Source organism: Flexivirga aerilata, from assembly GCF_013002715.1.
In the GTDB taxonomy this organism is placed as follows: Bacteria; Actinomycetota; Actinomycetes; order Actinomycetales; family Dermatophilaceae; genus Flexivirga; species Flexivirga aerilata.
On sequence record NZ_JABENB010000001.1, the window covers coordinates 2,339,896 to 2,366,438 of the forward strand.

A 26,543-nucleotide genomic window follows, 5' to 3' on the forward strand; every position below is an offset into this window, starting at 1 on the left:
CACACGCGTCGAAGCGAGCGTAGCCATCGAACGTCGGTTCGGGGAGAGGGGTGAGCCCCGCCGCCGTCTCGTGAGAAGCGGTCGCCCGAGCGCAGCCCGATGTGCTTGTCTGATGCCGCCATGAGTGAGAGCAGCCCCACACCCGATGTCAGCGGACCGGTTTTCGTCGCCCACGAGGGCGGCAAGCTCGAGTCGGTACCGACTAAACCGCTTCGTGACCGGGACGACCTGTCACTGCTCTACACCCCCGGTGTCGCCGACGTGTGCCGCGCGATCGCGGCCGACCCCGAGCTGTCCTTCCGCTACACCACCCGCCACAACACCGTCGCGGTCGTCACCGACGGCACGGCCGTCCTGGGCCTTGGCGACATCGGCCCCGAGGCCGCGCTGCCGGTGATGGAGGGAAAGGCGGTGCTGTTCAAGCACTTCGGCGGGGTCGACTCGGTGCCGGTGTGCCTGGAGACCGGCCCGGTGGAGGAACTCGTCGACGCCATCGCGCGCATCGCGCCGACCTACGGCGGCATCAACCTGGAGGACATCTCCGCGCCGCGCTGCTTCGACATCGAGGATGCGCTCAAGGAGCGCCTCGACATCCCGGTCTTCCACGACGACCAGCACGGCACGGCGATCGTCACGCTCGCCGCGCTGCTCAACGCGGCCACGGTGGTCGGTCGGGAGCTTCCCTCGCTCCGGGTCGTCATCGCCGGGGCGGGTGCGGCCGGTGTCGCGATCGCGAACATCTTCGAGCGTGCCGGCATACCCAATGTGGTCGTGGCTGACTCGCGAGGCGTGATCTCCCGGTCCCGCGAGGACCTCGGACCGCACAAGCGCAAGCTCGCCGAGAGCACCAACCCGCGCCAGGTGACCGGCTCACTGGCCGACGCACTCGACGGCGCCGATGTCTTCGTCGGGGTGTCCGGTGGGTCGGTGCCGGAGGACGCGATCGCCCGAATGGCAGACGGCGCAATCATTTTCGCGTTGGCCAACCCCGACCCCGAAGTGCACCCCGAGGTCGCCGCACGGCACGCCGCGGTGGTCGCCACCGGGCGGTCGGACTTTCCCAACCAGATCAACAACGTGCTGGCGTTCCCGGGGCTGTTCCGCGGTGCGCTCGACTCCGGCGCCAAGGCCATCACCGAGCAGATGAAGCTCGCCGCCGCCGAGGCGATCGCGGCCCTGATCGAAACGCCGACCGCCGACGAGATCGTGCCGTCGGTGTTCGACGAGCGCGTCGCGCCGGCGGTCGCGGAGGCGGTCCGGGCACACGCCTGAGCCCGGCCCGCGGTCTGCGGCCGGACCTGCGTCGCGGGCCCGGGCCTACTGCTTGCGGCCGCCGCCGAGCAGTCCGCCGAGGATCTCGCCGAGTCCACCGGGCAGGGCACCGGCCTGACCCTGCGACGCGCCGCCCTGGCCGCCACCGCCCAGGATGCTGCCGAGGATGTCGCCGAGGCCGCCGCCGCCACCGGTCTGCTGACCGCCGGTGGGTGCCTGCTGCTGACCGGCCGGCTCCTGGCCGCCCGCGGGAGGCTGCGCACCGGTGTTGCTCCCGGTCGGCTGCGGCGCCTGCTTGCCGCCGAGCACCCGGTCGGCGAGGTACTTCAGGACGATCGGGGCGAGGATCGGCAGCAGTTTGCGGACCAGGTCGTTGCCGCCGCCGAGGCCGCCGAGTTGCTGCACCACCTGGTCGGTGTTGCCGCCGAAGACGTTGCCGACGATCTTGTCCGCCTCCTCCGGCTGGACGGTCGAGGGGTCGCGGTCCTGGTGCTGGCTGAGCGCCTCGGTGAGCGACGCCGCGCCGCCCGCGTCCGCCGCATTGGCCTGCATGCCGCCGAGCAGCGCCGGCACGACCTGCTCGGCCGCGGCCTGCACCTGCTGCGGGTCGGAGCCGACCTGCGCGGCGATCTGGTCGATCGGGAGCTGACCGAGGATGTCCGATGATGCGCTCATTGCTCGTCCTTGTCGTGAGTGACGGATGACGCGGTGAGCGTAGCGGCCCGAGGGCTCAGTCGGAACGGCTCGATTCGTGCACGAGGATCGCGACCTGCACCCGGTTGTCGGCGGCGAGCTTGGTCAGCACCCGCGACACGTGCGCCTTCACGGTCGGCACGCTCATGTAGAGCTGGCGCGCGATGTCGGCGTTGGACAGGCCCTCGCCGATCAGAGCGGCGACCTCGCGCTCGCGGTCGGTGAGCACGGTGAGCTTGTCGCGCGCGGCCTGACGATCGCGGTCCGGTCCGGCCGTCACCCGGTCCACCAGCTGCCGGGTCACCGACGGCGACAGGATCGGGTCGCCGGCGGCGACCGCCCGGACGGCGTCCACCAGACGCTCGGGCGGGGTGTCCTTGAGCAGGAAGCCGCTCGCGCCGGCGCGCAGCGCCTGGACGATCAGGTCGTCGGAGTCGAACGTCGTCAGCACGATCACCTGAGGCGGATCTGGTTGCGCCAGAATCCGTTTCGTCGCCTCGATGCCGTCCATGACCGGCATCCGGATGTCCATCAGGACCACGTCGGGCCGCTCGGTCGCCACCGTCTGCGCACCTGCCGCCCCGTCGGCCGGGTCGGCGGCCAGCACCTCGATGTCGGCGGCGCCGCGCAGGATGATGCGCAGGCCCGCGCGCACCAGGGCGTCGTCATCGACGAGCAGCACCCGGATGGGCGTCGACGTGGTGGACGGGTCCTCAGGAGTCGGCGAGCTCACCGGGCCACGGTAGCCGGGCACGGACCACGAAGTCGCCCGCCCGGTCGCGTCCCGAGGTCAGCTCGCCGCCGACCAGGACCGCCCGCTCGGTCGCCCCGACCAGACCGAGGCCGGCACCGGGCAGCCCACCGTCGGCGTCCGACGCAGGCGGCAACGGGTTCCACATCCGCAGCCGCAGACTGTCCCCGTCGTGGCGCAGTTCGATGTGGATCTTCTTGCCCGGAGCGTGTTTTCGGCGGTTGGTCAGGCCCTCCTGGACGATGCGGTAGGCGTTGCGCGACACCAGGTCGCTCAGCCCGCTGAGGTCCGACGGCATGTCGAGCTCGGCCGGCCCGTCGGTGCTCTCCGCGGTCGACACCAGTGACGGCAGATCGGCCAGCGTCGGCTGCGGCGCGTCCGGCGCGGCTTCCTCACCGGCCGGCGGGTCACGCAGCACGCCCAGCACCTCGCGCAGCTCGCTGAGCGCGGCGTGGGCGTTGTCGCGGATGATCGCCGACGACTCCTGCAACTCCTCCTGGCTGAGGTTCGTGCGGTAGGCGAGGGCACCGGAATGCATGGCCACCAACGAGATGCGGTGAGCCAGCACGTCGTGCATCTCCCGCGCGATGCGGGATCGTTCGGCGACCCGGGCCTGCTCGACCCGCAGCTGCTGGCGGCTCTCGGCGTCGAGCAGGCGGTCGTGCAGACCGGCGATCAGCAACCGGCGCGCCCCGATCGCCAGGCCGGTCGCGATGCAGAAGCCGAGCGCGAGGAACCCGAAGACGTAGGCGGCGATCCAGTCGCCCTCGGTCTCCTCCGGGGAGTGGAAGAACCACTGGTAGACGACCCCGCCCGCCAGGTAGACCACCGACGCGACGATCACCGGACGCCATCTGCGGTGGGTGGTGAGCGAGATCAGCGCGATCGCCGCAGCGCCGTTCGCAGCCGTCGACAGCGCGCACACCGCACCCAGTGTCAGCGCGATCGCGAGCGGCCACCGGCGCCGAAACAGCAACAGCACCAAGGAAATCAGCCCGAGCAGGATGTCGAGCAGGATCCAGTTCTCACCGTCCCGATAGCCGCGCACATCGTTGGCGGCCTGGGTGATCACCAGCAGCGCGCCGACGGCGACGGCCAGCAACTCCCGCCACGTCTCACCCCAGATGTGCCGGCGACGGCTGACACCGGGAAGCGCGAGATTCACGCCGACCAGCGTATGCGTCCGCGGGCGCAGCACCACGTCATACCAAAGTCGGGGTCGGATCCAGCCCCGCGGCCGATGTGCGACCGACCTTCGGATTGCCAGGCTGGAGCCATGATCAAAGTCGAGGACCTGACCCGCCGCTACGGTTCGTATGCCGCGGTCGACTCGGTGTCGTTCGAGGTGCAGCCCGGCACGGTGACCGGCTTCCTCGGACCGAACGGCGCCGGCAAGTCGACCTGCATGCGGATGATCTGCGGCCTGACCCCACCCACCTCCGGCACCGCGACCGTGCTCGGCAAGCCCTATGCCGAACTGCCCAACCCGGGCCGGCACGTCGGCGTGCTGCTCGACGCGGCCGCCCAGCACAACGGCCGCACCGGCCGGGAGATCCTGACGCTCGGGGCGATCATGATGGGTCTGGAGCGGCGACGCGTCGACGAGATGCTCGAACTGGTCGGCCTCAACAAGGAGGAGTCCCGGCGCCGCCTGCGTGACTACTCGCTCGGTATGCGGCAGCGGCTCGGCATCGCCCACGCGTTGCTCGGCGACCCCAAGGTGCTGATCCTCGACGAGCCGGCCAACGGCCTGGACCCCGCGGGCATCCGCTGGATGCGCGGCCTGCTGCGCGGCTTCGCCGACGAGGGCGGGACCGTCCTGCTGTCGTCGCACCTGCTGCACGAGGTCGAGGTCGTCGCCGACGACCTCGTCGTCATCGGCCGCGGCAAGATCGTGGCCGAGGGCGCGAAGTCGGCGCTGCTGTCCGCGGCCGGCACCACGGTGCGCACCACCGACGACCAGCGGCTGGCGAACGCGCTGGAAAGCGCCGGTTTCGGGGCAAACCCGGCCACCGGCGGCGGCATACACACCGACGCACTGCCCGAGCAGGTCGGCCGCATCGCACTGGAGCACCAGGTCGTGCTGACCGAGCTGCGCCAGGCGGGCACCGCCGGCCTGGAGGAGATGTTCCTGCAACTGACCGCGGCCGACGCACGTGAAGGAGTGGCGGCATGACCACACAACTGATGGCGGACGAGCGGATGCCGTCCCGCATCGCCGACGAGACCATCACCGGGGTGCCGTTCGCGCGCCTGGTGAAGCTCGAGCTGCGCAAGCTCGTCGACACGCGCGCCGGACGGGTGCTGCTTGCGGTCGTGGTGGCGCTCCTGGTCGGCATCTCGCTGATCCCGATGCTCGCCGGCAAGCCGACCGAGGACAAGAACTTCAACGACTTCCTGCAGATCGGCTCGATCGTCCTGCAGTTGCTGCTGCCGATCATCGGCATCCTCGCGGTGACCAGTGAGTGGTCGCAGCGCACGGGTCTGGTGACGTTCACGCTGGAACCGCGTCGCACCCGCGTAGCGCTCTCCAAGTGGGCGGCGTCGGCGATCATGGGCCTGCTCGGTGTCGCCACCGGCTTCGCCGTGGCCGCGGTGTTCACCCTGCTGACCGACATCGTGCGGGGCAGCGACCCGTCGTGGAGCATCAGCTGGGAGGTGGTGCTCGGCATCGTCGTCGGGCAGCTGCTCTACATCTCGATCGGCGTGGCCTTCGGCATGCTGATCCAGAACACCCCCGGCGCGATCGTGGCCTACCTGCTCATTCCGAGCCTGTGGTCGATGGTCGGCAGCTTCTCGTGGATGGCGAACATCTCCGCGTGGGCCGACACCACCAAGACGATGGGGCCGTTGCTGGACGCCAGCATGCAGGGCGACGACTGGGCCAAGCTCGGGGTGTCCTTGCTCATCTGGCTCGTCATCCCGATGGTCGCGGGCATCTGGCGGATGACCCACAGCGAGGTGAAGTCCGGCTGATCGGCCGCTTCACCGACGACGAAACCCACTGGGCCCATCGGGGGAGTCCAGTGGGTTTTCGTCTGCCCTCACTAAGGTTGCCCGCATGAGCGGATGGACCTGGACCTACGAAGACACCGCTGGCGCCGCGCTCCGTGCGCCCGAACTCGTCACCACGGTCTTCCCGACCCAGAACGACGCGGAGAGCTGGCTGGGCGAGCACTGGCGGTCGCTGGCCGACGCCGGGGTGGCGGCGGTGACGCTGCACGAGGACGACGCCGTCGTCTACGGGCCGATGCCGCTGTCCGACGGCTCCTGACGGGTCTTGACGGGGGCTGAGCGCTCCTGACCTGGGGCGTGATCGGCGCCCCGTGGTCAGCGCGTCAGATGTCGAGGGCGCGTCAGATCTTGTCGCCGCGCTTGACGCGGGGCATCGGACGGCGGCCCATCCGCAGCTGGAAGGCCCGCATGATCGTGTATGACGTGGTGCCGCGCGGCGGTTCGGTGTGGAAGCGCTCGCGGATCTGCTTCTTGATGCGGCGCAGCACCAGCACCGAGTCGACGATGCCGACCAGCACGACCAGCCACAGGAAGAAGAACGCGGCCATCTGCAGGCTGCGGTTGGGCAGCACGGTCAGCACCAGGACGACCAGCATCAGCGGCAGCAGGATCTCGCCGAAGTTCCAGCGCGAGTCGATGTAGTCGCGGATGAACGCCTTGACCGGGCCCTTGTCCCGCGGCGGCAGCGCCTTCTCGTCGCCCCGCGCGAACGCCTCGCGCTGCTCGAGGCGCGCCTTGCGAGCCTCCTCGCGGGACTGCTTCTTGGCGGCCTTGCGGTCGACCGGCACGAGCGGCTTGCGGCGGGCGGCCTCCGCCTCGCGGCGGCTCGGGGTCGGTCGGCCCTTCTTCGGGGTCACTCCCGCCTTCGCGGCGTCCTTGTCGAGGTCGACGGCGATCGCCTCGGTGGGGGCTTGCGAGGTCTCAGGGGTCTTGTTGCGGCCGAACACGTGCCCCAGTCTACGGTCTGTGCCGGATCGCTCCGGCCACGACGACCGGCGCCCGCCATACGGTCTAGCGTGGCCCCCGTGACTGACGACACCGCCGCCTCCGTTGCTCCTGATGCCTCTGATGCTGCTGACGCCTCTGATGCCCTGCGCACCAAGGTCCACGCACTCATGGACGGTGTCCGCGCCGATCTCGAGGCGCTGACCCGCATCCCCAGCGTCTCGCTCGACTCGTTCGACCAGACCCAGGTCGACCGCAGCGCCGACGCGGTGGCCGACCTGCTGCGCGCCGAAGGACTCGAGGTCCAGATCGTCCGCGAGGGTGGCCGCCCGGCGGTGATCGGACGCCTGCCGGCGCCGGAGGGCGCGCCGACCATCACCCTCTACGCCCATCACGACGTGCAGCCGCCCGGCGAGGACGCCGACTGGGACACCCCGCCCTTCGAGCCGACCGAACGCGGCGGGCGGCTCTACGGCCGAGGCGCGGCCGATGACAAGGCGGGCGTGATGGCCCACGTGGCCGCATTGCGCGCACACGACGGCAAGCCGCCGGTCGGCGTCAACATCTTCGTCGAGGGCGAGGAGGAGGTCGGCTCGGACTCGCTCGCCACCATCCTCGACAAGCACGGCGACAAGCTGGCCGCCGACGCGATCGTGCTGGCCGACTCCACCAACTGGAAGGTCGGCGTCCCGGCGCTCACCACCACGCTGCGCGGGATGATCCGGGTCGTGGTGACCGTCCGCACGCTCGACCACGGCATCCACTCCGGCATGTTCGGCGGCGCCGTCCCCGACGCGATCAGCACGCTCATCCGGCTGCTCGCCACCCTCCACGACGACGCCGGCGACGTCGCCGTCGCGGGACTGAAGTCGGGGGAGGCCGCCGACCTCGACTTCGACGAGGCGCGGTTGCGCGAGGAGAGCGGCCTGCTCGACGGCGTGCAGGCGATCGGCACCGGCTCGCTGCTCTCTAGGTTGTGGACCAAGCCGGCCATCACCACGATCGGCATCGACGCCCCGGCGGTCGACGTCGCGTCCAACACGCTCGTGCCGTCCGCGCGGGCCAAGGTGTCGATGCGGATCGCGCCGGACGAGGACCCGCGCGCGGCATACGACGCGCTGCGCAAGCACCTGGCCGACCACGCGCCCTGGGGCGCACAGGTCGAGGTGAGCCTGGACGACGAGGGTGCCGGTTTCGACGCCGACGCCCAGGGGCCGGTGTATGACGTGGCGCGCGGCTCGTTCACCGACGCGTGGGATGGCACGGAGCCGGTCGACATCGGCGTCGGCGGTTCGATCCCGTTCGTCGCGGCGTTCGCCGAGAAGTTCCCCGATGCCGCGATCCTCGTGACCGGCGTCGAGGACCCCGACTCCCGCGCCCACGGCGCCAACGAGAGCCTGCACCTCGGCGAGTTCGAGAAGGTCTGCCTGGCCGAGGCGCTGCTGCTGGCCCGGCTGCCGCAGGCGAAGTGAGGACCGATGGCACAGGGCAGTTACGTCGAACCGTCGTTCACGCGCGACACCAACTACATCCCCGATCGCATCACGCGTGACGCGCGGGACGGCTGGCCGGTGGAGCCGGGTCGCTACCGGTTGATCGCCGCGCGCGCCTGTCCGTGGGCGAGTCGCGCCATCATCGTGCGACGGCTGCTCGGCCTCGAGGACGCCATCTCGATGGGGCTGGCCGGACCGACCCACGACGCGAACAGCTGGACCTTCGATCTGGACCCGGGCGGCCTGGACCCGGTGCTGCAGATCCCACGGCTGAAAGACGCCTACGACGGGCGGTTTCCGGACTACCCGCGCGGCATCACCGTGCCGGCGATCGTCGACGTGCCGACCGGCGGCGTGGTCACCAACGACTTCGCGCCGATGATCACCGACCTCGCCACGCAGTGGACCGAGCACTTCCGCGACGGCGCGCCCGATCTCTACCCGGAGCCACTGCGGGCCGAGATGGAGGAGGTGATGCGGCGCGTCTACACCGAGGTCAACAACGGCGTCTACCGCTGCGGCTTCGCCGGCAGTCAGGAGGCGTATGACGAGGCGTACGGCCGGCTGTTCACGGCCCTCGACTGGCTGGAGGAGCGCCTCGCCGGGCAGCGTTACCTCATGGGCGACGCGATCACGATGGCGGACGTCAACCTCTTCACCACGCTGGTCCGCTTCGATCCGGTCTACCACGGGCACTTCAAGTGCAATCGCGGCAAGCTGATCGAGCTGCCCGCGCTGTGGGGCTACGCCCGTGACCTGTTCCAGACGCCCGGCTTCGGCGACACCGTCGACTTCACCCAGATCAAGCAGCACTACTACGTCGTGCACCGCGACATCAACCCGACCGGCATCGTCCCGATGGGCCCGGACCTCAGCAACTGGATGACCCCGCACGGCCGGGAATCCTTGGGCGGCAAGGCATTCGGTGACGGCACGGCCCCGGGGGAGATCGCCGTCGCCGAGCGGGTGCCCTCCGCCGACAACCCCGTGCTCGGGCCGGACGGGCTGCTGCTGACGTGACCACTCCGGTCGTGATGGACGTCGACACCGGGGTCGACGACGCGTGCGCGCTGCTGCTCGCCGCGCTGCACCCGGCCCTCGATCTGCGGGCGGTGACGTGCGTCGGTGGCAACACCGATGCCGCCCAGGTCACCCGTAACACGTTGGCAGTGCTGCAGATCGCCGGTCGTGATGACGTGCCGGTTGCGATGGGGGCGGAGCGGCCGCTGCTGGAGGAGCCGGTGCACGCCCGCCATGTGCACGGCGAGGACGGGATGGGCGACCTCGGCTGGGCGGCAACGGACCGCGCTCCCGACCGGCGGCACGCCGTCGAGCTGCTGCGCGACGTGTTGCTCGACTCGACGGACGACCCGGTCACCCTGGTGCCGACCGCCCCGATGACCAACATCGCGCTGCTGTTGCGGACCTATCCCGAGGCAGCACAAGGGATTTCACGCATCGTCTTCATGGGAGGCGCGGCGCGTCACGGCAACGCGACCGCCTCGGCCGAGTTCAACGTCTTCCACGACCCGGAGGCCACGGCGATCGTGCTCGACGCCGCGGCCGGGCTCGGCATACCCGTGACGATGTATGGCCTGGACGTGTTCTACGGGCCGGCGGTGACGCGTGAGCAGGCTGCGTCGTTGGCGGCCGTCGGCGGCCACGGCCCGGCTCAGCTGGCCGGTGAGCTCGTCGCATTCCAGTGCGACCGCTTCGGATCCGACTCGGCCACCATCGGCGACGCCGGTGCGGTCTGCGCCGTGATCGACCCCGACGGCATCCGCACCACCCCGCTTCCGGTGCGCGTCGAACTCGCCGGACGCTGGTCCCGCGGCCAGACGATCGTCGACCCCCGCGACTGGAGCGGCGACCTCGACCACGACCCGCACGGCCGCTCCCGCGCCGTCGTGGACGTCGCCCTCGAGGTGGACGCGCAGCGCTACGCGGACCTCTGGCTCCGCACGGTCGGCGGCAGCTGAGCGCGGCACCCGTTCACACTAAAGTGTCTATCTCTCTTGACTTGTTTGCGTCTATAGCGCTTGACTAAACTGGTGATTGCGGGGAAGCCGAGCCGCGAAGTCCAGAAGATGCTGCGCGACGCGGGCTGGGTCGTCGTTCGCAGGCGTGGTTCGCACACGCATTGGACCTGCCCGACGGCTCGCCACTCGTTCAGCCTCCCGGATGGGCACAAGTCGATCAGTCCTGGAGTCCTGCGGAAGCTGCAGAAGGCCATGAGCGAGTGCAAGGAGAGCGCGTGATGGAGTATGAGATTCACGCCCGCCATGAGGACGGCTGGTGGATGATCGACATCCCTGCCATCGACGGTCTGACTCAGGCACGTCGCCTGGCGGACGTGGAAGCCGAGGCTGCCGACTACATCATGGTTGATCAAGATGTGCCGCCCTCGGCCGTCTCGGTGAAGGTGACGTCAATCGTGGCGGGCGGACATGAATTCGGCGGCGTGCTAGGTGATCTCGTCCTGGTCAGAGCGAAGGCTCGGGAAGCGGAGGCCGAGGCGATGTCACAAGCGCGGCGGGTGGCCCTCGAGTTGGCTGACTCCGACGTTCCGGTGCGGGACATCGGTGCGGCGATCGGAGTGTCATATCAAAGAGCGCACCAGTTGGTGTCGGGGAAGTAGAGCTCCGGCCGCCGCAAGACGAAGGTAGCTGCCGCCGTTGGCGACCACGTCTGCCGCGCAACGGATTTCGTTCGGCACAGCGATTTCATAGCGGAACACCGCGGCCGCGCCGCCCGTTGCGATGGCGTGGACCAGTGGTGGCAGCGCGCGACGGCGACGAACGCGCCGCTGGACGCGCGGGTGACCGCGGCTCTCGCCCTCGTGGCCGCCGCCTGCATCCTCTGGGCTCCTGCGTGGCGCGCGAGCCGGCACGTGGTGACGGTCGCTCACGAGGGTGCGCACGGCGTCGTGGCACTGCTCGCCGGGCGTAGCCTGTCCGGGATACGGCTGCACTCGGACAGCTCAGGCCTCACGGTCTCTCGCGGCCGAGCTCGCGGATTTGGCATGGTCGCAACGCTTTTCGCCGGGTATGTCGGTCCCGGCGTGCTCGGCCTGCTGCTCGCGTCGGTGCTGCACAGCGGTCACGCGGTTGCCGCCCTCTGGTTGCTGCTCGGCGCGCTGACGTTGCTGTTGCTGCAGATTCGCAACCTCTACGGGCTCTGGGTGGTGCTGGTCAGCGGGATCGCGCTCTTCGCGGTCACCTGGTGGCTCTCCGACGACGTGCAGGTCGGTGTGGCGCAGACGATCACCTGGTTCCTGCTCCTTGCCTGCCCGTGGTCAATCATCGACCTGCAACGCACCCGGCGCGCCGGACGCGGGCGCGGCTCCGACCCCGACCAGCTCGCACGCATCACCCCGATCCCGGCCGGGCTGTGGGTCACACTGATGCTCCTTGTCGCGCTCGCCTGCCTGGGTCTCGGCGGATGGCTGATGCTCGCCTGATTCCCGGCATACGCTGGGTTGATGGACCTGGAGGACGTCGACGCCTTCACCCGCACCCTCGCCGGCTGCACGCGGAAGGGCCATCCGGGGCGGCTCGCCTGGTATGGGTCGGCGTGGGACATGCAGCGGCGGCACTGAGCGACCGACCCGCACAATGGAGCGGTGCGCGTCCTCATCTGCAGTGACCACTGGGCCGACCTGTCCGCCGACGCGGTGACCGCCGCGATCGCCGAGGGCTGGCAGCAGCGGCAGCCCGACGTCGAGGTCGAGGCGGTGCCGTTCTCCGCCGGCGGCGTCGGCTTCGTCGACGCGGTGGAGCGGGCACTCGGGGGAGCGGTCGGCGCGGCCGGCCACCTCGACCACGACGGCGTGACCTACCTCGATGCCGCCGAACTCAGCCCGGGCGGCGACTCCACCCGGCTCGGTCACGCCATCGGAGCGGCCCTCGACCAGGGCGCCGGCCGCGTGGTCGTCGGCGTCGGCGAGGTCGCCGGGGTCGACGGAGGGCACGGGCTGATCACCGCACTCGGCGGGCACCCCGACCTCGCTGTCGCGCTGCCGGCGGCCCGTGAGCGGCTCACCGGCATACGGCTGACCGCAGCCTGCGACACCGACATCCCGTTGCTGGGCCTGCAGGGCGCGGCCGCGGCGGCCGTCGAGGGGCTCGGCTGGAGCAAGCAGCAGGCGCAGGACCGCGAGCGATCGATGGGCGCGTATGCCGATCAGGTGCGCCGGCTGATCCCGGCCCGCAAGGACCTGCTCACCGGCAAGGAGCACCGTGCCGACCGCGAGGCAGGAGCCGGAGCGGGCGGCGGCATCGGTTTCGCGCTCGCCGCCCTGGGCGGGCGCCTGCGTCCCGGCCCGGAGCTCTTCGCCGAGACTGTGGGGCTCGCCGACCGCGTCGCCGCGAGCGACCTGGTCGTGGTCGGCACCCGTGTCTTCGACTGGCGCAGCCTGGAGCACGCGGTCGTCGCGACCGTCGTCGGCGCGGCCGGCGACGCCGCCCGACCGTCGCTGGTGCTCGCCGAGCAGGTCGAGGTCGGCCGCCGCGAGACCATGTCGCTCGGGGCGTCCGCGGCATACGCCCTCGTCGACCCGATGAGCCGTCGCCCCGCGCCGGCTCGCGCCGATCTGCCGCAGGCGTTGCAGGCCATGGCGCGCCGACTGGCAGGCACCTGGCGCGGAGTCTGAGCCGGCGACGTACGCTGGTGGGACAGACGCGGGAATGATCGACCGGCACCCACTGTTGGACCTGCTGACCGTGACCCCGTTCATCCGTGCGAGAAGGAATTGATGCAATGAGCGTCGACACCAACGCCACCCAGGCCACCACCGACACCCACGGTGTCGTTCTCACCGACGTCGCCGCCGGCAAGGTCAAGAGCCTGCTCGAGCAGGAGGGTCGCGATGACCTGCGCCTGCGCGTCGGCGTGCAGCCGGGCGGCTGCTCCGGCCTGATCTACCAGCTCTACTTCGACGAGCGCACCCTCGACGGTGACCTCGTGCGTGACTTCGGCGGTGTGGAGGTCGTCGTCGACCGGATGAGCTCCCCCTACCTCGAGGGCGCCACCATCGACTTCGCCGACACCATCGAGAAGCAGGGCTTCACCATCGACAACCCCAACGCGGGCAGCTCCTGCGCCTGCGGCGACAGCTTCAGCTGAGTCTTGGGTCGCTGAGCCCGGGTCCCGGCAGACCAGCACCCGGCCAGCACCCGAAGCAGCACGAAGGGCGGCACCGAACTGTGGGTTCGGTGCCGCCCTTTGTGCTGTCGGCGTGGAGGATAGGTTGTCGGCATGAAGATCGCCGTCACCGGTTCCATCGCGACCGACCATCTGATGACCTTCAAGGGACGCTTCGCCGACTCGCTCGTCGTCGAGCAGCTGGACAAGCTGTCGCTGTCCTTCCTCGCCGAGGACCTGCAGATCCGCCGCGGCGGAGTCGCGGCCAACATCTGTTTCGGGATGGGCAACCTCGGTCTCTCGCCGATCCTGGTCGACGCGGTCGGTGAGGACTTCGCCGACTACCGCTCCTGGCTGGAGCGGCACGGCGTCGACTGCGAGTCGGTCTACGTCTCGCAGACCAAGCACACCGCCCGCTTCGTGTGCACCACCGACGACGACATGGCGCAGATCGCCACCTTCTACGCCGGTGCGATGAGCGAGTCCCGCGAGATCGAGCTCGCCCCGGTCGCGCAGCGCGTGGGCGGCCTCGACCTGGTCATGGTCGGCCCGTCCGACCCGGAGGGCATGCGCCGTCATACGGTCGAGTGTCGGCAGCGGGGCATCCCGTTCATCGCCGACCCGAGTCAGCAACTCGCCTTCGCCGACGGCCCGTTCATCCGTGACCTGATCACCGGCGCCGACTACCTGTTCACCAACGAGTACGAAGCCCACATGACCGAGCAGAAGACCGGCTGGTCGGCCGACGACGTCCTCGGCGAGGTCGGCACCCGGGTGATCACCAAGGGCAAGGACGGCGCGGTGATCCTGCGCAAGGGGGAGGACCCGATCGAGGTGCCGGTGGCCGGCGAGGTCCGGCGGGTCGACCCGACCGGCGTCGGCGACGCGTTCCGCGCGGGCTTCCTCGCCGGGCTCACCTGGCAACTGCCGCTGCGCACCTGCGCCGAGGTCGGCTCGATGCTCGCGACCTACGTGCTGGAGACCGTCGGCACCCAGGAGTACGTGCTGCGCCAGGGCGAGTTCCTGCGCCGGCTCGGGGAGGCGTACGGCGACGACACCGTCGCGGCCGTGGAGCCGCATCTGCAGTGCCCGCGCGCCTGAACCTCAACTCGAGGTTGAATCCCTGACCATGCCGGTCGAGCCGCCGCCCACCGAGTGGAACCTCGGTGACCAGGATCAGCACCTCCCGCAGGATCTGATCGCGGTCGGCGCCGACCTCGCGCCCGGCACCCTGCTCGCCGCCTACCGCAGCGGGCTGTTCCCGATGGGGATCGGCGACGACGGGCGGCCGCCGATCGGCTGGTGGTCGCCGGTCCGCCGCGGCGTATTGCTGCCCGGGGACCACCGGGTCCCGCGGTCGTTGCGACGGTCGCGCCGGCGGTTCCGCGTCAGCACCGACGAGGCCTTCGACGAGGTCGTCGCGGGCTGCGCCGACCCCGGCCGGGACGGCCGCTGGATCACCCGCGACGTCGCGCGGGCCTACGCCCGGCTGCACGACCTCGGCTGGGCGCACTCGATCGAGGTGTGGGACGAGGGAGAGGGGACCGGCGAAACCGGCGAGACGCGCGGGACAGGTGAGCTCGTCGGCGGGCTCTACGGCGTCTGCACCGGCGGGTTGTTCGCGGGGGAGTCGATGTTCCACCGCGCCACCGACGCCAGCAAGGTCGCGCTCTGGGCGCTGGTGGAGTTGTTCTTCGCCGACGGCGACCCGCGGCGGCTGATCGACGTGCAGTGGCAGACCGACCATCTGCGCACGCTGGGGGTCCGGGAGATCGGCCGGCGCGACTATCTGCAGCGGCTGTCCGCCGCGCAGCCCCTCGCCATACCGCCCGTATGGCGCGACGAACCCGCCCGAGGGGTGGGCCCCGCTCCGGCATAAGGCAATTGGGCGCGACGCGGGGCACCGCCCTGGCGACGTGAACGAACGGGCCTGGGATAGGGTTTCCCCGTGCCCGGATCAGACAATCGCCACGTGAAATCCACACGTCGCTCACAGCCCCCGCGGGGCCGTCGGCGTGCAAGGGTCGGCTTCGCCGGCCTGATCGGTCTCAGCGCGCTCGTGCTGACGGGGTGCACCCCCGTGGAGAAGCGCGGCTACCTGCCCGACGGGGTCACCAACCTGTCGAAGCAAATCGAGGATTTCTGGGTGTCCAGCTGGGTCTGGGCGCTGGCCGTCGGTGTGCTGGTCTGGGGCCTGATCCTCTACTGCGTGGTGCGCTACCGTCGCAAGAAGACCGACGTGGGCCTGCCGCCGCAGCTTGCCTACAACGTGCCGATCGAGATCCTCTACACCGTGGTGCCGGTCTTCATGGTCGCCGTGCTCTTCGGCAAGACCGTCGAGCTCGAGAACAAGATGCTCGACACCAGCCAGAAGCCGGACGTCACCGTCAACGTGGTCGGCAAGCAGTGGTCCTGGGACTTCAACTACGTCAACGCCAAGGTGTATGACGCGGGCGTCCAGGCCGACATGACCGCGCCGGACCCGGAGGAGACCATCCCGACGCTCTACCTGCCGGTCAACAAGCGGGTCGAGTTCGTGCTCACCTCCCGCGACGTCATCCACTCCTTCTGGGTCATCCAGTTCCTGCAGAAGATGGACATGATCCCGGGCAAGGTCAACAAGTTCGCGGTGACGCCGACGCAGATCGGCACCTACCAGGGCAAGTGCGCGGAGCTCTGCGGCGCCTACCACTCGCAGATGCTGTTCAACGTCAAGGTCGTCAGCGAGGCCAACTACAACGCCAAGATGGCGCAGCTGCGTCAGCGCGGCAACGTGGGCTTCCTGTCCAACGCACTCGACCGCAACGGTTCGGAGATCGAGTCCAAGGACGCCGGCAAGCTGCAGCAGTACCTGCCGCAGGGCGTCGACAACTCCGAGATCGTCACTGAAGGAGCGAAGTAGCAATGGCGAGCATCGCAACTCCTCGGGTCGGTGACTCCGGCGACACCGGTGACGCGCGCTCGGCGGCGCGCACCCGCACCCGCCACCCCGGGCGCACGATCGTCAAGTGGATCACCGCCACCGACCACAAGGTCATCGGCAACCTCTACTTCATCACCTCGTTCGCGTTCTTCCTGATCGGTGGTGTGCTGGCGCTGCTCATCCGCGCCGAGCTGGTCGCGCCCGGTCTGCAGGTCGTCGACAACCCCGAGCAGTTCAACCAGCTGTTCACCATGCACGGCACGATCATGCTGTTGCTCTTTGCGACACCGCTGTTCGCAGGCTTTGCCAACGCGATCATGCCGCTGCATATCGGTTCGCCCGACGTGGCGTTCCCGCGGCTGAACATGTTCGCCTACTGGCTCTACCTGTTCGGTGCGTGCATCACCACCGCCGGCTTCCTCACCCCGCAGGGTGCGGCCGCCTTCGGCTGGTTCGCCTACGCGCCGCTGTCCAACGCGACCTACAGCCCCGGCCTCGGCGGCAACCTGTGGGTGTTCGGCCTCGCCCTCGCCGGCTTCGGCACCATCCTCGGGTCGGTCAACTTCATCACCACGATCATCTGCATGCGCGCGCCCGGCATGACGATGTTCCGGATGCCGATCTTCACCTGGGGTATCCTCATCACCTCGATCCTCGCGCTGGTCGTCTTCCCGGTGCTCGCCGCGGCGATGTTCGGCCTGGGCGCCGACCGGGTGATGAACGCGCACGTCTTCGATCCGGCGACCGGCGGCGCGATGCTCTGGGAGCACATGTTCTGGTTCTTCGGGCACCCGGAGGTCTACATCATCGCCCTGCCGTTCTTCGGCATCATCTCCGAGGTCCTGCCGGTCTTCTCGCGCAAGCCGATCTTCGGGTACAAGACCCTGGTCTTCGCCACGATCGCCATCGCCGCCCTGTCGGTGAGCGTCTGGGCGCACCACATGTACGCCACCGGCCAGGTGCTGCTGCCGTTCTTCGCCGTCATGACGATGCTCATCGCGGTGCCGACCGGTGTGAAGTTCTTCAACTGGATCGGCACGATGTGGGGCGGCTCGCTCACCTTCGAGACGCCGATGCTGTGGGCGATCGGCTTCCTGGTCACCTTCCTGTTCGGTGGTCTGACCGGCGTGATCCTCGCCAGCCCGGCCCTCGACTTCAACCTGACCGACTCCTACTTCGTGGTGGCGCACTTCCACTACGTGGTGTTCGGCACGGTCGTCTTCGCGATGTTCGCCGGCTGGTACTTCTGGTGGCCCAAGCTGACCGGCCGGATGCTCGACGAGAAGCTCGGCAAGCTGCACTTCTGGCTGCTGTTCATCGGCTTCCACACCACCTTCCTGATCCAGCACTGGCTGGGTGTGAAGGGCATGCCGCGTCGCTACGCCGACTACCTGCCGGCCGACGACTTCCAGTGGATGAACGACATCTCCTCGGTGGGCGCCTTCATCCTCGGCATCTCGATGCTGCCGTTCATGTACAACGTCTGGAAGACCTGGCGCACCGCGCCGATGGTCAACACCGACGACCCGTGGGGTTACGGTGCGTCGCTGGAGTGGGCGACGTCCTGCCCGCCGCCGCGGCACAACTTCGACTCCATCCCGCGGATCCGTTCGGAGCGTCCGGCGTTCGACCTGCACCACCCGGAGGCCGCCGCCTGGTCGGTCAAGGCCGCACCGGACACGCTCTCCCAGCTGGTCGGCTCGGCCGACCACGGTGCCCAGAGTTTCGCCGGCGAGTCCAGCCCCAAGGAGAAGTGACGCTGCCGTGAAGGTCGAATTCAAGCTGTTCACCCTGCTGTTCGCGTTCAGCGCGATCATGGGGGTCATCTACGGCATCTTCTCCAAGTGGGAGGAGCCGGTCGGCACTGTGGCGCTGTTCCTCACGTCCGGGCTGTGCATCATGATCGGCGGGTTCCTGTGGTGGACCGGCCGCAAGATCGACCTGCGTCCGGACGACGATCCGCTCGGGGAGATCTCCGACGTCGAGGGCGACTACGGCTTCTTCAGCCCGCACTCCTGGTGGCCGCTGTTCCTCGGCGCGTCGGGCGCGCTGATGTTCCTCGGTATGGCGGTCGGCTGGTGGCTGGTCATGCTGGCCGTCCCGTTCGTCGCGGTCTCCGCGATCGGCTGGGTCTTCGAGTACTTCCACGGCGAGCACTCCATCTAAAGCCGCTCCCGCACGTAGCTCCGCACGCAACGCCCGCCATACCCCTGCAGGTATGGCGGGCGTCGCGGTGTGCTCACCCGCCGGCGTAGTTGCCGCCCAGCCAGGACACGATGGTCGCCAGCAGCGGCGTCGGGTGATCGGCGCCGGCGCGGTAGCTGGTGACCAGGTCCCACCCGTGGCCACTCGGGGTGGCGACGAAGCGGTGCGGACCCGACGCGGTCGCGGTGGCCGCCTGGAGCGTTGCCGCGTCGGTGTCGGTGTCGTCCTTGCTCGCGGCGACCAGCAGCGGCGTGCGGAGGCCGCGCGCGGCGGTCTTGGCGTCCGGGACGTCGGACCGGTTGGTCGGGCCGGAGAGGTCCACGGTGACGTCGGTACCGGACGTGCGGGCGGTGCCGAGGGCGATCGACCCGCCCATCGACGCGCCGACGACCCCGACCCGCGTGGCGCCGTGGGACCTGGCCCAGTCGACCGCGCCGCGCACCTGCTGGGCGGGGGAGAGCGTGCAGGTCGACTCGCCATACCCGCAGAGGTCGATCGAGAGCGTGCGAATTCCCTTGTCGGCGAACAGCTTCGCGCCGGTCGTCCAGCCGCACAGGCCGTCGCCGTTGGTCTGGTGCAGCAGGACCGCGACGGTGCTGCCGGTGCCGCGTTCGGCAGCGGACAGCCGTTGGCCGGCGACCGTGAGCGCGACCCGCCGGGTGCCGGCCGCGATGTCACCGCAACGGTCGACGAGGCTGACCGGTGTGCTGCTGGTGGCCGATGACGGGGGAGCCGGGACGCCTGATGGGGTGCCGGTCGAGGTGCCGGTCGGGGTGACGGTCGTCGATGCGCTCGGGGCGTCGCTGCCGGACTCGGCACCGCCCGCGCCGGATCCCGACGAGCCGCAGCCGGCGAGCAGGACCGTGGACAGCACCAGGGCAAGTCGCGCACGCATATGACAACTTTGACATAGTTGGGGGATGGTGGCAGCGGAATCGACGCAGCAGGTGTCGGCGCTCGGGCGGGCGCTGCTCAGCGTGTTGTGCCGGCGCGAGGCGACCGGTTACGAACTCTCCCGGGTGATGAGCACCTCCACCGACTACTTCTGGTCGGCGCGGCACAGTCAGATCTATGCCGAGCTCGCCCGTCTGGAGGCTGCTGGCCTCGTCCGGCACACCGACATCGCCGCGGCCGGCCCGCGGCAGAGCAAGCGCTACGCGGTGACCGGCGACGGCCGCCGGTCGGTGCTGCAATGGCTGCGCAGTGAGCCCGAGGCTCACGTCGACCGCGACCCGGTCATCCTGCGGGCGCACGCCCTGTGGCTGCTGCCACCGGACGAAGCCGCGCAGGTGCTGGCCGGCATCGAGCGGGCGAGTAGGGAGCGCCTCGCGCTCTATCAGTCGTTCGAGCGCGCGCTCGACGAGGAGGGGCAGGGGAGGGTGCCCGGCCATCCGGACTTCGGCAGCTGGGCGACGGTCCGTGCGGGCATCGAATTCCACCAGGGCAGGCTGCGCTGGTGCCGTGACGTCCGCCGCCGCCTGCAGCAGTCGGAGGGCTGAATGCGCCTCAGCCCCAACCGAGTTCGTGCAGCCGGTCGTCGTCGATGCCGAAGTAGTGACCGATCTCGTGCAGCACGGTGACCCGGATCTGCTCCAGCAGGTGGACGCGGCTGTCGCTGTAGCGGGTGAGCGGTCCGCGGAAGATGTAGATGTGGTCGGGCAGGTTGCCCAGCCCGTAGCCCTCGCCGCGCTGGGTGAGCGGCACCCCGACATACAGGCCGAGCAGGCCCTGCGGACCGTCCGCGGGCGGTTCGTCCTCGACGGTGATCGCGACGTTGTCGAGCCGGTCGAGCAACTCCTGCGGGATGGAGTCGAACGCGTCGCCGACGGCTTCCTCGAACTCGGCACGACTCATCGCGATCGGCATGGCGCCGAGCCTACGTGGCGCCGACCGATGAGTTTCGGCGTCGCCGATTGTCGATCATTGTCGACACCGGTGCGCAGCAGAAGTGACATGCTGACGAGGACCTGGAGAGGGAGCGTGGCGCATGACCCAGCAAGCCGTGACCGAGGACTTTCCGGCGGTCAGCGAGCGGTACCGGCGCGAGATCTTCGCGCACTGCTACCGGATGACGGGCTCGACGCAGGACGCCGAGGACCTGGTCCAGGAGACCTACCTGCGGGCCTGGAAGGCGTATGACGCCTTCGAACACCGCTCCTCGGTGCGCACCTGGCTCTACCGCATCGCCACCAACACCTGCCTGACCGCGCTCGACGGCCGGGCCCGCCGGCCGTTGCCGACCGGGCTCGGCCAGCCGAGCGTCACCGTCGCCGACCCCATCGTCGAGGACTCCGAGGTGCCGTGGCTGCAGCCGGTGCCGGATGCCGTCGTCGACACCGACAGCCGCGACCCGGCGGCGATCATCGGTGCTCGCGAGAGCATCCGGCTGGCGTTCATTGCCGCCCTGCAGCACCTGCCGCCGCTGCAGCGCGCGGTGCTGGTGCTGCGTGACGTGCTCGCCTGGCGGGCCAAGGAGGTGGCCGACGCCCTCGGCACCTCGGTCGCGAGCGTGAACAGCGCGCTGCAGCGGGCGCGGGCGCAGCTGGCCGCGGTGCAGGCCACCGAGGACAGCGTCCGGGAGGACACGCTCACCGCCGAGCAGCAGGACCTGCTCGACCGCTGGACCGCCGCCTTCTGGGAGAAGGACATCGACGCGATCACCCGGCTGTTCACGCAGGACATCGTCTGGGAGATGCCGCCGCACGTCGGCTGGTATCAGGGCGCCGACGTGGTCGCCGAGCTGATCGACACCGCGTGCCCGGGCAGGCGGCACACGATGCGCATGGTGCCCACCCGCGCCAACGGGCAGCCCGCCTTCGGGCTCTACCTGCGCGGGGACGGCGGCCGCTATCACCCGTTCCACCTGCAGGTGCTGACCCTGCGGGAAAGTGCGGCCTCGCACGTCGTGGCGTTCTTCGACCAGGAGCTGTTCGCCACCTTCGGGCTGCCGGCCGTGCTGCCGGCCGACGACGCACCGGCCGGGTGAGGACCCGTGACGACCGCGGCTCACGCGAGCTCGACGGCCGTCGGCGCCCAGCTCCTGGCGTCGGCCACGTCATACACCTGCACGATGCTGGGGCGCGTGCGCGACAGTGACCTCGCTCGCCGAACCCCTTGTGAGCGTTGGGATCTCGCCGCACTGTTCGCCCACATGGAGGACTCTCTGCTCGCGTTCACCGAGGCGGTGACCGGCGCGGTGTCGATGAGGTCACCGGTGACGGGACGGTCCTCGGTGGAGCCGGTGCGCCGGCTGCAGACGCTCGCCGGCGAGCTGCTCGGGGCCTGGGAGCCGCCACCGGAGCGCGGCGCGACCCGCATCGGCACCGCGCCGATGGCGACCTCGCTCGTGGCGGCCGCCGGTGCGCTGGAGATCGCGGTGCACGGCTGGGACGTGGGGGAGGCGACCGGCGGGGCGGACCCGATCCCGGCGGCGCTGGCCGGTGAGCTGCTGGCGGTGGCGCCGGTGCTGATCGGCCCGCACGACCGCGGCGTCCGCTTCGCGGCGGCACGCCCGATCGTGGCCGGCGCTAGCGAGTCCGATCGCCTGCTGGCGCTCGCCGGGCGTCGACCAGCGCCCCGTCGGTGAGCACCGGCACGACCTCGCTGGTGTCGAGTTCGGCGGCGACCGCGACGTCGGCGCCGAAGCCCGCGTCGTGGAGTTCCCGACCACCGGCGCACTCGCGCAGCACAGCGGGGAGGTCGTGCCGTACCGCGGCGAACGCGTCCGCGGCGACCTGCGCCTCGACCGAGCGCGGACCGTGCCGCAGACCCGACACGATCGCGCCGGCGCCCCACAGGTCCTCCACGGCGGGGCGCAGGGCACCTGACGGCCACTGCTCGCCGGCCGGTATGACGATCACCGGTCGCGGCGACGCGGCGACCTCGGCGTCGATCCACTGGGCGACCGCGCTTGCGTTACGCAGCGCACCAACCAGGACGGTCGCCCCGGCGTCGGCGAGGGCGGCCACGATCGTGGAGCCATTGGGCGACGGCAGCAAGAGCCGCTCCGGTGCCGCCTGCCGGATCGTGACGGGGGAGAGGGACACCGCTCCGGGCGGTCCGTCTCGGGCCTCCAGCCGGCCGACGGCCAGGGTGGCGGCAAGCTGTTCGGCGCGTCGTGCGGCGCTGTCGTCCCGCCAGCGGTGCGGGTGAACGACCGCGCCGAGTTCGACCGCGACGGTGGCTGTGGTGGAGAAGCTGAGCACGTCCACCACGACGGCGATCGAGCCGGCCTCGACCAGGGCGGCCGCTCCGGCCAGACCCCATTCGACGCGAACCGGCCGTGACCGCTGACGGTGTGCGTCGAGGACGCGGTCAGCGGTCACGGCCGGTTCGGCGGTGTTGATCGAGCGGGTGCCGGGCGCTAGTGCTTGCCGGCGTCGGCGTGCTCGCCGGGGTGACCGTAGGCGTGAGCCTCACCGATCTCCTCGGCGCCACCGTGCATGAGGCCGCGCTCGGCGTCGTCCGGGTGGGACTCGATCGCCTCGTGTGCGTGGCCGTCGTGGTGCGCGGCCTCGAGCTCGGCGGGGGTCACCGGCTCGATCCGGTCCTTGAAGTAGTAGTGCGACAGCCGGGCCCGCAGGCGGTCCTTGCGGGCACCCTTGCGACGCACACCGTTCTCGTCGGTGGCCGGGGGCAGCTCGATCGGGGCCTGCGCGTCATACGCCACCAGCGGCCAGCGCTGGAAGTCGTCGAGGTTCTGGTGCGCCTCGAAGAACTTGCCCCGGCCGGTGCGGACGATCCGGCCGCTCTCGCGGCCGTGCAGCACCAGCTCGCGGTCGGCCCGCTGCAACGACAGACACAGTCGCTTGGTCACCCAGAAGACGATGATCGGCATGATGATCAGGCCGATCTGGAACGCCCGGGTGATGTCGTTGATCGACAGGTTGAACTTGATCGCGATGATGTCGTTGCCGCACGCGGCGAACAGGATCCCGTAGAAGGTGATCGCGGCCATGCCGAGCCCCGTGCGGGTCGGCTGATTGCGCGGCCGGTCCAGGATGTGGTGCTCGTTCTTGTCGCCGGTGACCCAGGCCTCGACGAACGGGTAGGCGCCCATGATCGTCCAGAGGATCGGCAGCAACAGCACCGCACCGATCATGATGTTGAAGCTGAACGTGAAGCCGAGCACGGTAAACTCCAGGAAGCCCGGCAACAGTCGCAACGCACCGTCGGCGAAGCCCATGTACCAGTCCGGCTGGGAACCGGCCGTCACCATCGTCGGCTCGTACGGGCCGTACATCCAGATCGGGTTGATCGTCACCAGACCGGCGATCAGCGCGGTGACGCCGAAGACGACGAAGAAGAAGCCGCCGGCCTTTGCGGCATACACCGGCATCAGCGGGAAGCCGACGACGTTCTTGTTGGTGCGGCCGGGGCCGGGGTACTGGGTGTGCTTGTGCACCATCACCAACAGGATGTGCGCGGTGAACAGGCCGACCAGGATCGCCGGCAGCAGCAGCACGTGGATGGTGAAGAAGCGCGGAATGATGTCGTGCCCGGGGAAGCCTCCGCCGAACAGGAAGTAGCTGATGTAGGTGCCGATCACCGGGACCGACAGGATGAAGCCCTGCATCGCGCGGATGCCGGTGCCGGACAGCAGGTCGTCGGGCAGCGAGTAACCGATGAAGCCCTCGACCATCGACAGCAGCGCGAGCAGCAGACCGATGATCCAGTTGAGCTCACGCGGCTTGCGGAACGCCCCGGTGAAGAACACCCGGAACATGTGCAGCGCGATCGAGACCAGGAAGATCAGCGCGGACCAGTGGTGGATCTGCCGGATCAGCAGACCACCCTTGACGTCCATCGAGATCTTCACCGTGGAGGCGAAGGCCTCACTCATCTGGACGCCCTGCAACGGCACGTAGGAACCGTTGTAGGTGGTCTCGCCCATCGACGGCACGAACCAGAAGGTGAGGAAGGTGCCGGTGATCAGCAGGACGACGAGGGAGTACATCGCCATCTCGCCGAACATGAACGACCAGTGGTCGGGGAAGACCTTCTTGAGCAGGAAGCGCACACCCTTGGCGGCGCCGGTGCGCTCGTCCACCCAGTTGGCGACGGCACCGACCGGGCCGCCGTTGCCGGCGGGCGCTTCCTTCTTGTCGTCTACGCGCAGCGCGTCGGCGGTGCTGCGGGCGGTCGTGGTGTCGCTCATCGGTCACGCTCCCAGAAGCTCGGACCGACCGGCTCTTCGAAGCCGTGCGGTGCGTAGAGGTAGCCGGCGTCGTCGACCTTGATCTCCAGCTGCGGCAGCGGCCGCTTGGCCGGCCCGAAGATGACCTTGCAGTCCTCGGTCAGGTCGAAGGTCGACTGGTGGCAGGGGCACAGCAGGTGGTGCGTGGTCTGCTCGTAGAGGCCGACCGGGCAGCCCACGTGGGTGCAGATCTTGGAGTAGGCGACCACACCGTTGAGGCCCCAGTTGCGCTCCCGGGTGCTCTTGATCTTGTCCTCTTCGAGGGAGATCAGGATGACCGAGGCCTTGACCTTCTGATTGAGGGGATCGGCGGTGTCGTTGATGCCCTCGGGCAGCACGTGGAAGACCGAGCCGAGCGTCACGTCGGACAGGCGGATCGCGGTGCCCTCCGGGTCGCGCATCAGGCGGCGGGGGCGCATGACCGGCTTGCCGTCCTTCATCACCGGCTTGCCCTCGGCGTCGAGCACCGGCACCTCGGTGTCCCACAGGGTGGTCTTGAGGTCGTCGGCGACATCCTTGGCCGGGCCGAGCCCGCCCACCAGCTGCAGACCGAGCGGCAGGGCGAAGAGCCCGAGTGCGCCACCGAGGGTGTACTTGATCAGCGGGCGCCGCTTGAACTGCGAGGACTCCACGCCGTCCATGACGACCTTGACCGCGCCATCGCGGGCCTCGTCGTCCGAGCGCTGCACGTGGCGCTCCTCGACGACCTCGGTGTCGGACATCAGGGTCTTGGCCCAGTGGATCGCGCCGAGGCCGATGCCGAGCATCGACACCGCGAGCGTCACGCCCAGCGCGACGTGCAGGGCACCGACCTTGCCCAGGATCGGCAGGGTGACCGCGGTGCCCTCGCCGATGACGAAGTAGCTGACGATGAACAGCACGGTGGCGATCATCGACAGGGTGAACAGGCCGGCGACCTGCCGCTCGCTGCGGCGGGCGGCTGCCTCGTCGTGGTCGCCGAGGCGGTGGACGTGCGGCTCCAGGCCAGGGTTGCTGAACCGGTCGGGCAGTGCCCGGTCGTCGTCGCGGGTCGTGACGACTCCGCCCGACTCCTCCTTGGCCACTGCGCCCTCCTCCGGGGTTGATTGGTTGCTCATCAGGCCGCCTTCTTACCGAGCCAGACCGCGATGCCGATCAGCATGCCGATGCCGATGGTCCACGCGAACAGGCCCTCGGGCACTGGGCCCAGGTTGCCCAGGCTCCAGCCGCCGGGGCTGGTCTCGGTCTTGACGTTCATCAGAAAGGACACGATGTCCTTCTTGTCCTGCGGGGTCAGGTTGGTGTTGTTGAACACCGGCATCGACTGAGGACCGGTGAGCATCGCCTCGTAGATGTGCTGGCCGGAGACGTCGGTCAGCTTCGGGGCGAACTTGCCGCGGGTGAGCGCACCGCCGGAGCCGGCGAAGTTGTGGCACATCGCGCAGTTGACGCGGAACAGCTCGCCACCCTTGGCGATGTCACCGCCGCCGCTGGTCAGGTCCTTTGAGGGGATCGACGGGCCGGGGCCGAGCGAGGCGACGTATGCCGACAACTGCGAGATCTCCTCGCTGCTGAACTGGACCGGGCCGCGCTGGGCCTGGACGCCGGGGTTGGCGAGCGGCATACGGCCGGTGCCGACCTGGAAGTCGACGGCTGCGGCGCCGACGCCGACGAGCGACGGACCGCCGTTGCCGCCGGCGGCGTCAAGGCCGTGGCAGGAGGCGCAGTTGGACTGGAACAGCTTCTGGCCGGCGGCGACCGTCTTGCTGTTGTCCGGCGCCGCGTCTGCGTTCTTGGGGGCCAGCGCGGCATACAGACCGCCGGTGATGACCAGACCCAGCAGCAGGACCAGCAGGATCGCTGCCGGGTGCCGGCGGCGGGCGGTGAGGGAACTCACGAAGTCGTCCTGTCGTCGTCGGAGGAAGGGGA

Annotated in this window: 30 protein-coding genes; 20 read left to right on the forward strand and 10 right to left on the reverse strand. The window is 69.8% G+C overall.

The window, feature by feature from the left end; genetic code table 11:
- The first annotated feature begins 120 nt into the window (after positions 1-120).
- Entirely contained in the window at positions 121-1,272 is a 1,152-nt protein-coding gene (locus HJ588_RS10965) for an NAD(P)-dependent malic enzyme (RefSeq protein WP_171154873.1), read from the forward strand.
- A gap of 45 nt (positions 1,273-1,317) precedes the next feature.
- On the opposite strand, the gene HJ588_RS10970 is transcribed toward HJ588_RS10965, so the two are convergent.
- Genes HJ588_RS10970 through HJ588_RS20025 form a run of 3 tightly spaced genes read right to left on the reverse strand, consistent with a single transcriptional unit; the run spans position 1,318 to position 3,881 of the window.
- Positions 1,318-1,947 (reverse strand): DUF937 domain-containing protein, encoded by a 630-nt coding sequence (locus tag HJ588_RS10970; protein ID WP_171154875.1) that lies wholly within the window; start codon positions 1,945-1,947, stop codon positions 1,318-1,320.
- A 55-nt stretch (positions 1,948-2,002) separates the two neighbouring features.
- Complete coding sequence (locus HJ588_RS10975) at positions 2,003-2,698, reverse strand: response regulator (protein ID WP_343036673.1); 696 nt, start codon at positions 2,696-2,698, stop codon at positions 2,003-2,005.
- Positions 2,679-3,881: a histidine kinase gene (locus HJ588_RS20025; protein ID WP_171154877.1), complete on the reverse strand. Its 1,203-nt coding sequence runs from the start codon at positions 3,879-3,881 to the stop codon at positions 2,679-2,681. The genes HJ588_RS10975 and HJ588_RS20025 overlap by 20 nt, the downstream gene beginning before the upstream one ends.
- A gap of 111 nt (positions 3,882-3,992) precedes the next feature.
- Here HJ588_RS20025 and HJ588_RS10985 point away from each other — a divergent pair, with 111 nt between their 5' ends.
- From HJ588_RS10985 to HJ588_RS10995, 3 genes are all read left to right on the forward strand, one after another.
- The gene (locus HJ588_RS10985; RefSeq protein WP_171154879.1) at positions 3,993-4,892 is read left to right on the forward strand and encodes an ABC transporter ATP-binding protein; all 900 of its coding nucleotides are present in this window, start codon (positions 3,993-3,995) and stop codon (positions 4,890-4,892) included.
- Positions 4,889-5,692 (forward strand): ABC-2 transporter permease, encoded by an 804-nt coding sequence (locus tag HJ588_RS10990; RefSeq protein ID WP_171154881.1) that lies wholly within the window; start codon positions 4,889-4,891, stop codon positions 5,690-5,692. The genes HJ588_RS10985 and HJ588_RS10990 overlap by 4 nt, the downstream gene beginning before the upstream one ends.
- Before the next feature lie 85 nt (positions 5,693-5,777).
- Positions 5,778-5,990, forward strand: coding sequence for a hypothetical protein (locus HJ588_RS10995; RefSeq protein ID WP_171154883.1), 213 nt, complete (start codon positions 5,778-5,780; stop codon positions 5,988-5,990).
- A gap of 82 nt (positions 5,991-6,072) precedes the next feature.
- On the opposite strand, the gene HJ588_RS11000 is transcribed toward HJ588_RS10995, so the two are convergent.
- Positions 6,073-6,678 (reverse strand): DUF3043 domain-containing protein, encoded by a 606-nt coding sequence (locus HJ588_RS11000; RefSeq protein WP_343036674.1) that lies wholly within the window; start codon positions 6,676-6,678, stop codon positions 6,073-6,075.
- A 78-nt stretch (positions 6,679-6,756) separates the two neighbouring features.
- On the opposite strand from HJ588_RS11000, the gene HJ588_RS11005 reads away from it, so the two are divergent.
- The 13 genes from HJ588_RS11005 (at position 6,757) to HJ588_RS11065 (ending at position 18,400) form a co-directional block, all read left to right on the forward strand.
- Positions 6,757-8,148, forward strand: coding sequence for a dipeptidase (locus tag HJ588_RS11005; RefSeq protein ID WP_425483540.1), 1,392 nt, complete (start codon positions 6,757-6,759; stop codon positions 8,146-8,148).
- Between the two features lie 6 nt (positions 8,149-8,154).
- The gene (locus tag HJ588_RS11010) at positions 8,155-9,189 is read left to right on the forward strand and encodes a glutathione S-transferase family protein (protein WP_171154886.1); all 1,035 of its coding nucleotides are present in this window, start codon (positions 8,155-8,157) and stop codon (positions 9,187-9,189) included.
- On the forward strand, positions 9,186-10,148 hold the full coding sequence (locus HJ588_RS11015; protein WP_343036675.1) for a nucleoside hydrolase: 963 nt from the start codon (positions 9,186-9,188) through the stop codon (positions 10,146-10,148). The genes HJ588_RS11010 and HJ588_RS11015 overlap by 4 nt, the downstream gene beginning before the upstream one ends.
- A 72-nt stretch (positions 10,149-10,220) precedes the next feature.
- Complete coding sequence (locus HJ588_RS11020) at positions 10,221-10,427, forward strand: type II toxin-antitoxin system HicA family toxin (protein WP_171154888.1); 207 nt, start codon at positions 10,221-10,223, stop codon at positions 10,425-10,427.
- Complete coding sequence (locus HJ588_RS11025; protein ID WP_171154890.1) at positions 10,424-10,807, forward strand: HicB family toxin-antitoxin system; 384 nt, start codon at positions 10,424-10,426, stop codon at positions 10,805-10,807. The genes HJ588_RS11020 and HJ588_RS11025 overlap by 4 nt, the downstream gene beginning before the upstream one ends.
- A 126-nt stretch (positions 10,808-10,933) precedes the next feature.
- Positions 10,934-11,629: a M50 family metallopeptidase gene (locus HJ588_RS11030; protein WP_171154892.1), complete on the forward strand. Its 696-nt coding sequence runs from the start codon at positions 10,934-10,936 to the stop codon at positions 11,627-11,629.
- Positions 11,630-11,791: 162 nt separating this feature from the next.
- A complete protein-coding gene (locus tag HJ588_RS11035; protein WP_171154894.1) occupies positions 11,792-12,820 on the forward strand; it encodes a glycerate kinase in 1,029 nt (342 codons plus the stop codon).
- A 107-nt stretch (positions 12,821-12,927) separates the two neighbouring features.
- Positions 12,928-13,293 carry a HesB/IscA family protein gene (locus HJ588_RS11040; RefSeq protein ID WP_171154896.1) on the forward strand — a complete coding sequence of 122 codons (366 nt, stop codon included), beginning with the start codon at positions 12,928-12,930 and terminating at the stop codon, positions 13,291-13,293.
- 132 nt (positions 13,294-13,425) lie between these two features.
- Positions 13,426-14,412, forward strand: a complete 987-nt coding sequence (locus tag HJ588_RS11045) for a carbohydrate kinase family protein (RefSeq protein WP_171154899.1) — start codon at positions 13,426-13,428, stop codon at positions 14,410-14,412.
- 28 nt (positions 14,413-14,440) lie between these two features.
- Positions 14,441-15,190, forward strand: a complete 750-nt coding sequence (aat, locus tag HJ588_RS11050) for a leucyl/phenylalanyl-tRNA--protein transferase (RefSeq protein ID WP_171154901.1) — start codon at positions 14,441-14,443, stop codon at positions 15,188-15,190.
- Positions 15,191-15,283: 93 nt separating this feature from the next.
- On the forward strand, positions 15,284-16,213 hold the full coding sequence (gene ctaC / locus HJ588_RS11055) for an aa3-type cytochrome oxidase subunit II (protein WP_343036676.1): 930 nt from the start codon (positions 15,284-15,286) through the stop codon (positions 16,211-16,213).
- A 2-nt stretch (positions 16,214-16,215) separates the two neighbouring features.
- Positions 16,216-17,991: an aa3-type cytochrome oxidase subunit I gene (ctaD, locus tag HJ588_RS11060; RefSeq protein WP_171154905.1), complete on the forward strand. Its 1,776-nt coding sequence runs from the start codon at positions 16,216-16,218 to the stop codon at positions 17,989-17,991.
- Positions 17,992-17,998: 7 nt separating this feature from the next.
- Positions 17,999-18,400 carry an aa3-type cytochrome oxidase subunit IV gene (locus HJ588_RS11065; protein WP_171154907.1) on the forward strand — a complete coding sequence of 134 codons (402 nt, stop codon included), beginning with the start codon at positions 17,999-18,001 and terminating at the stop codon, positions 18,398-18,400.
- A gap of 73 nt (positions 18,401-18,473) precedes the next feature.
- On the opposite strand, the gene HJ588_RS11070 is transcribed toward HJ588_RS11065, so the two are convergent.
- Positions 18,474-19,334 carry an alpha/beta hydrolase family protein gene (locus HJ588_RS11070; RefSeq protein ID WP_171154908.1) on the reverse strand — a complete coding sequence of 287 codons (861 nt, stop codon included), beginning with the start codon at positions 19,332-19,334 and terminating at the stop codon, positions 18,474-18,476.
- 25 nt (positions 19,335-19,359) lie between these two features.
- Between HJ588_RS11070 and HJ588_RS11075 the strand changes: the two genes are divergently transcribed.
- Positions 19,360-19,938, forward strand: coding sequence for a PadR family transcriptional regulator (locus HJ588_RS11075; RefSeq protein WP_171154910.1), 579 nt, complete (start codon positions 19,360-19,362; stop codon positions 19,936-19,938).
- Between the two features lie 7 nt (positions 19,939-19,945).
- On the opposite strand, the gene HJ588_RS11080 is transcribed toward HJ588_RS11075, so the two are convergent.
- Positions 19,946-20,305, reverse strand: coding sequence for a metallopeptidase family protein (locus HJ588_RS11080; protein WP_246241803.1), 360 nt, complete (start codon positions 20,303-20,305; stop codon positions 19,946-19,948).
- A 121-nt stretch (positions 20,306-20,426) separates the two neighbouring features.
- On the opposite strand from HJ588_RS11080, the gene HJ588_RS11085 reads away from it, so the two are divergent.
- Together HJ588_RS11085 and HJ588_RS11090 are read left to right on the forward strand one after the other, a co-directional pair.
- Entirely contained in the window at positions 20,427-21,425 is a 999-nt protein-coding gene (locus tag HJ588_RS11085; RefSeq protein ID WP_171154912.1) for a sigma-70 family RNA polymerase sigma factor, read from the forward strand.
- Between the two features lie 6 nt (positions 21,426-21,431).
- Positions 21,432-22,025 (forward strand): TIGR03086 family metal-binding protein, encoded by a 594-nt coding sequence (locus tag HJ588_RS11090; RefSeq protein ID WP_171154914.1) that lies wholly within the window; start codon positions 21,432-21,434, stop codon positions 22,023-22,025.
- Here HJ588_RS11090 and HJ588_RS11095 read toward each other — a convergent pair.
- Genes HJ588_RS11095 through qcrC form a run of 4 tightly spaced genes read right to left on the reverse strand, consistent with a single transcriptional unit; the run spans position 21,967 to position 26,511 of the window.
- Positions 21,967-22,764 (reverse strand): 2-phosphosulfolactate phosphatase, encoded by a 798-nt coding sequence (locus HJ588_RS11095; RefSeq protein ID WP_171154916.1) that lies wholly within the window; start codon positions 22,762-22,764, stop codon positions 21,967-21,969. The genes HJ588_RS11090 and HJ588_RS11095 overlap by 59 nt on opposite strands.
- 38 nt (positions 22,765-22,802) lie before the next feature.
- Positions 22,803-24,596: a cytochrome bc1 complex cytochrome b subunit gene (gene qcrB, locus HJ588_RS11100; RefSeq protein ID WP_171154919.1), complete on the reverse strand. Its 1,794-nt coding sequence runs from the start codon at positions 24,594-24,596 to the stop codon at positions 22,803-22,805.
- Positions 24,593-25,735 carry a cytochrome bc1 complex Rieske iron-sulfur subunit gene (gene qcrA, locus HJ588_RS11105; protein ID WP_425483549.1) on the reverse strand — a complete coding sequence of 381 codons (1,143 nt, stop codon included), beginning with the start codon at positions 25,733-25,735 and terminating at the stop codon, positions 24,593-24,595. The genes qcrB and qcrA overlap by 4 nt, the downstream gene beginning before the upstream one ends.
- Positions 25,732-26,511 (reverse strand): cytochrome bc1 complex diheme cytochrome c subunit, encoded by a 780-nt coding sequence (gene qcrC, locus HJ588_RS11110; protein ID WP_171154923.1) that lies wholly within the window; start codon positions 26,509-26,511, stop codon positions 25,732-25,734. The genes qcrA and qcrC overlap by 4 nt, the downstream gene beginning before the upstream one ends.
- Between the last annotated feature and the right edge of the window lie 32 nt (positions 26,512-26,543).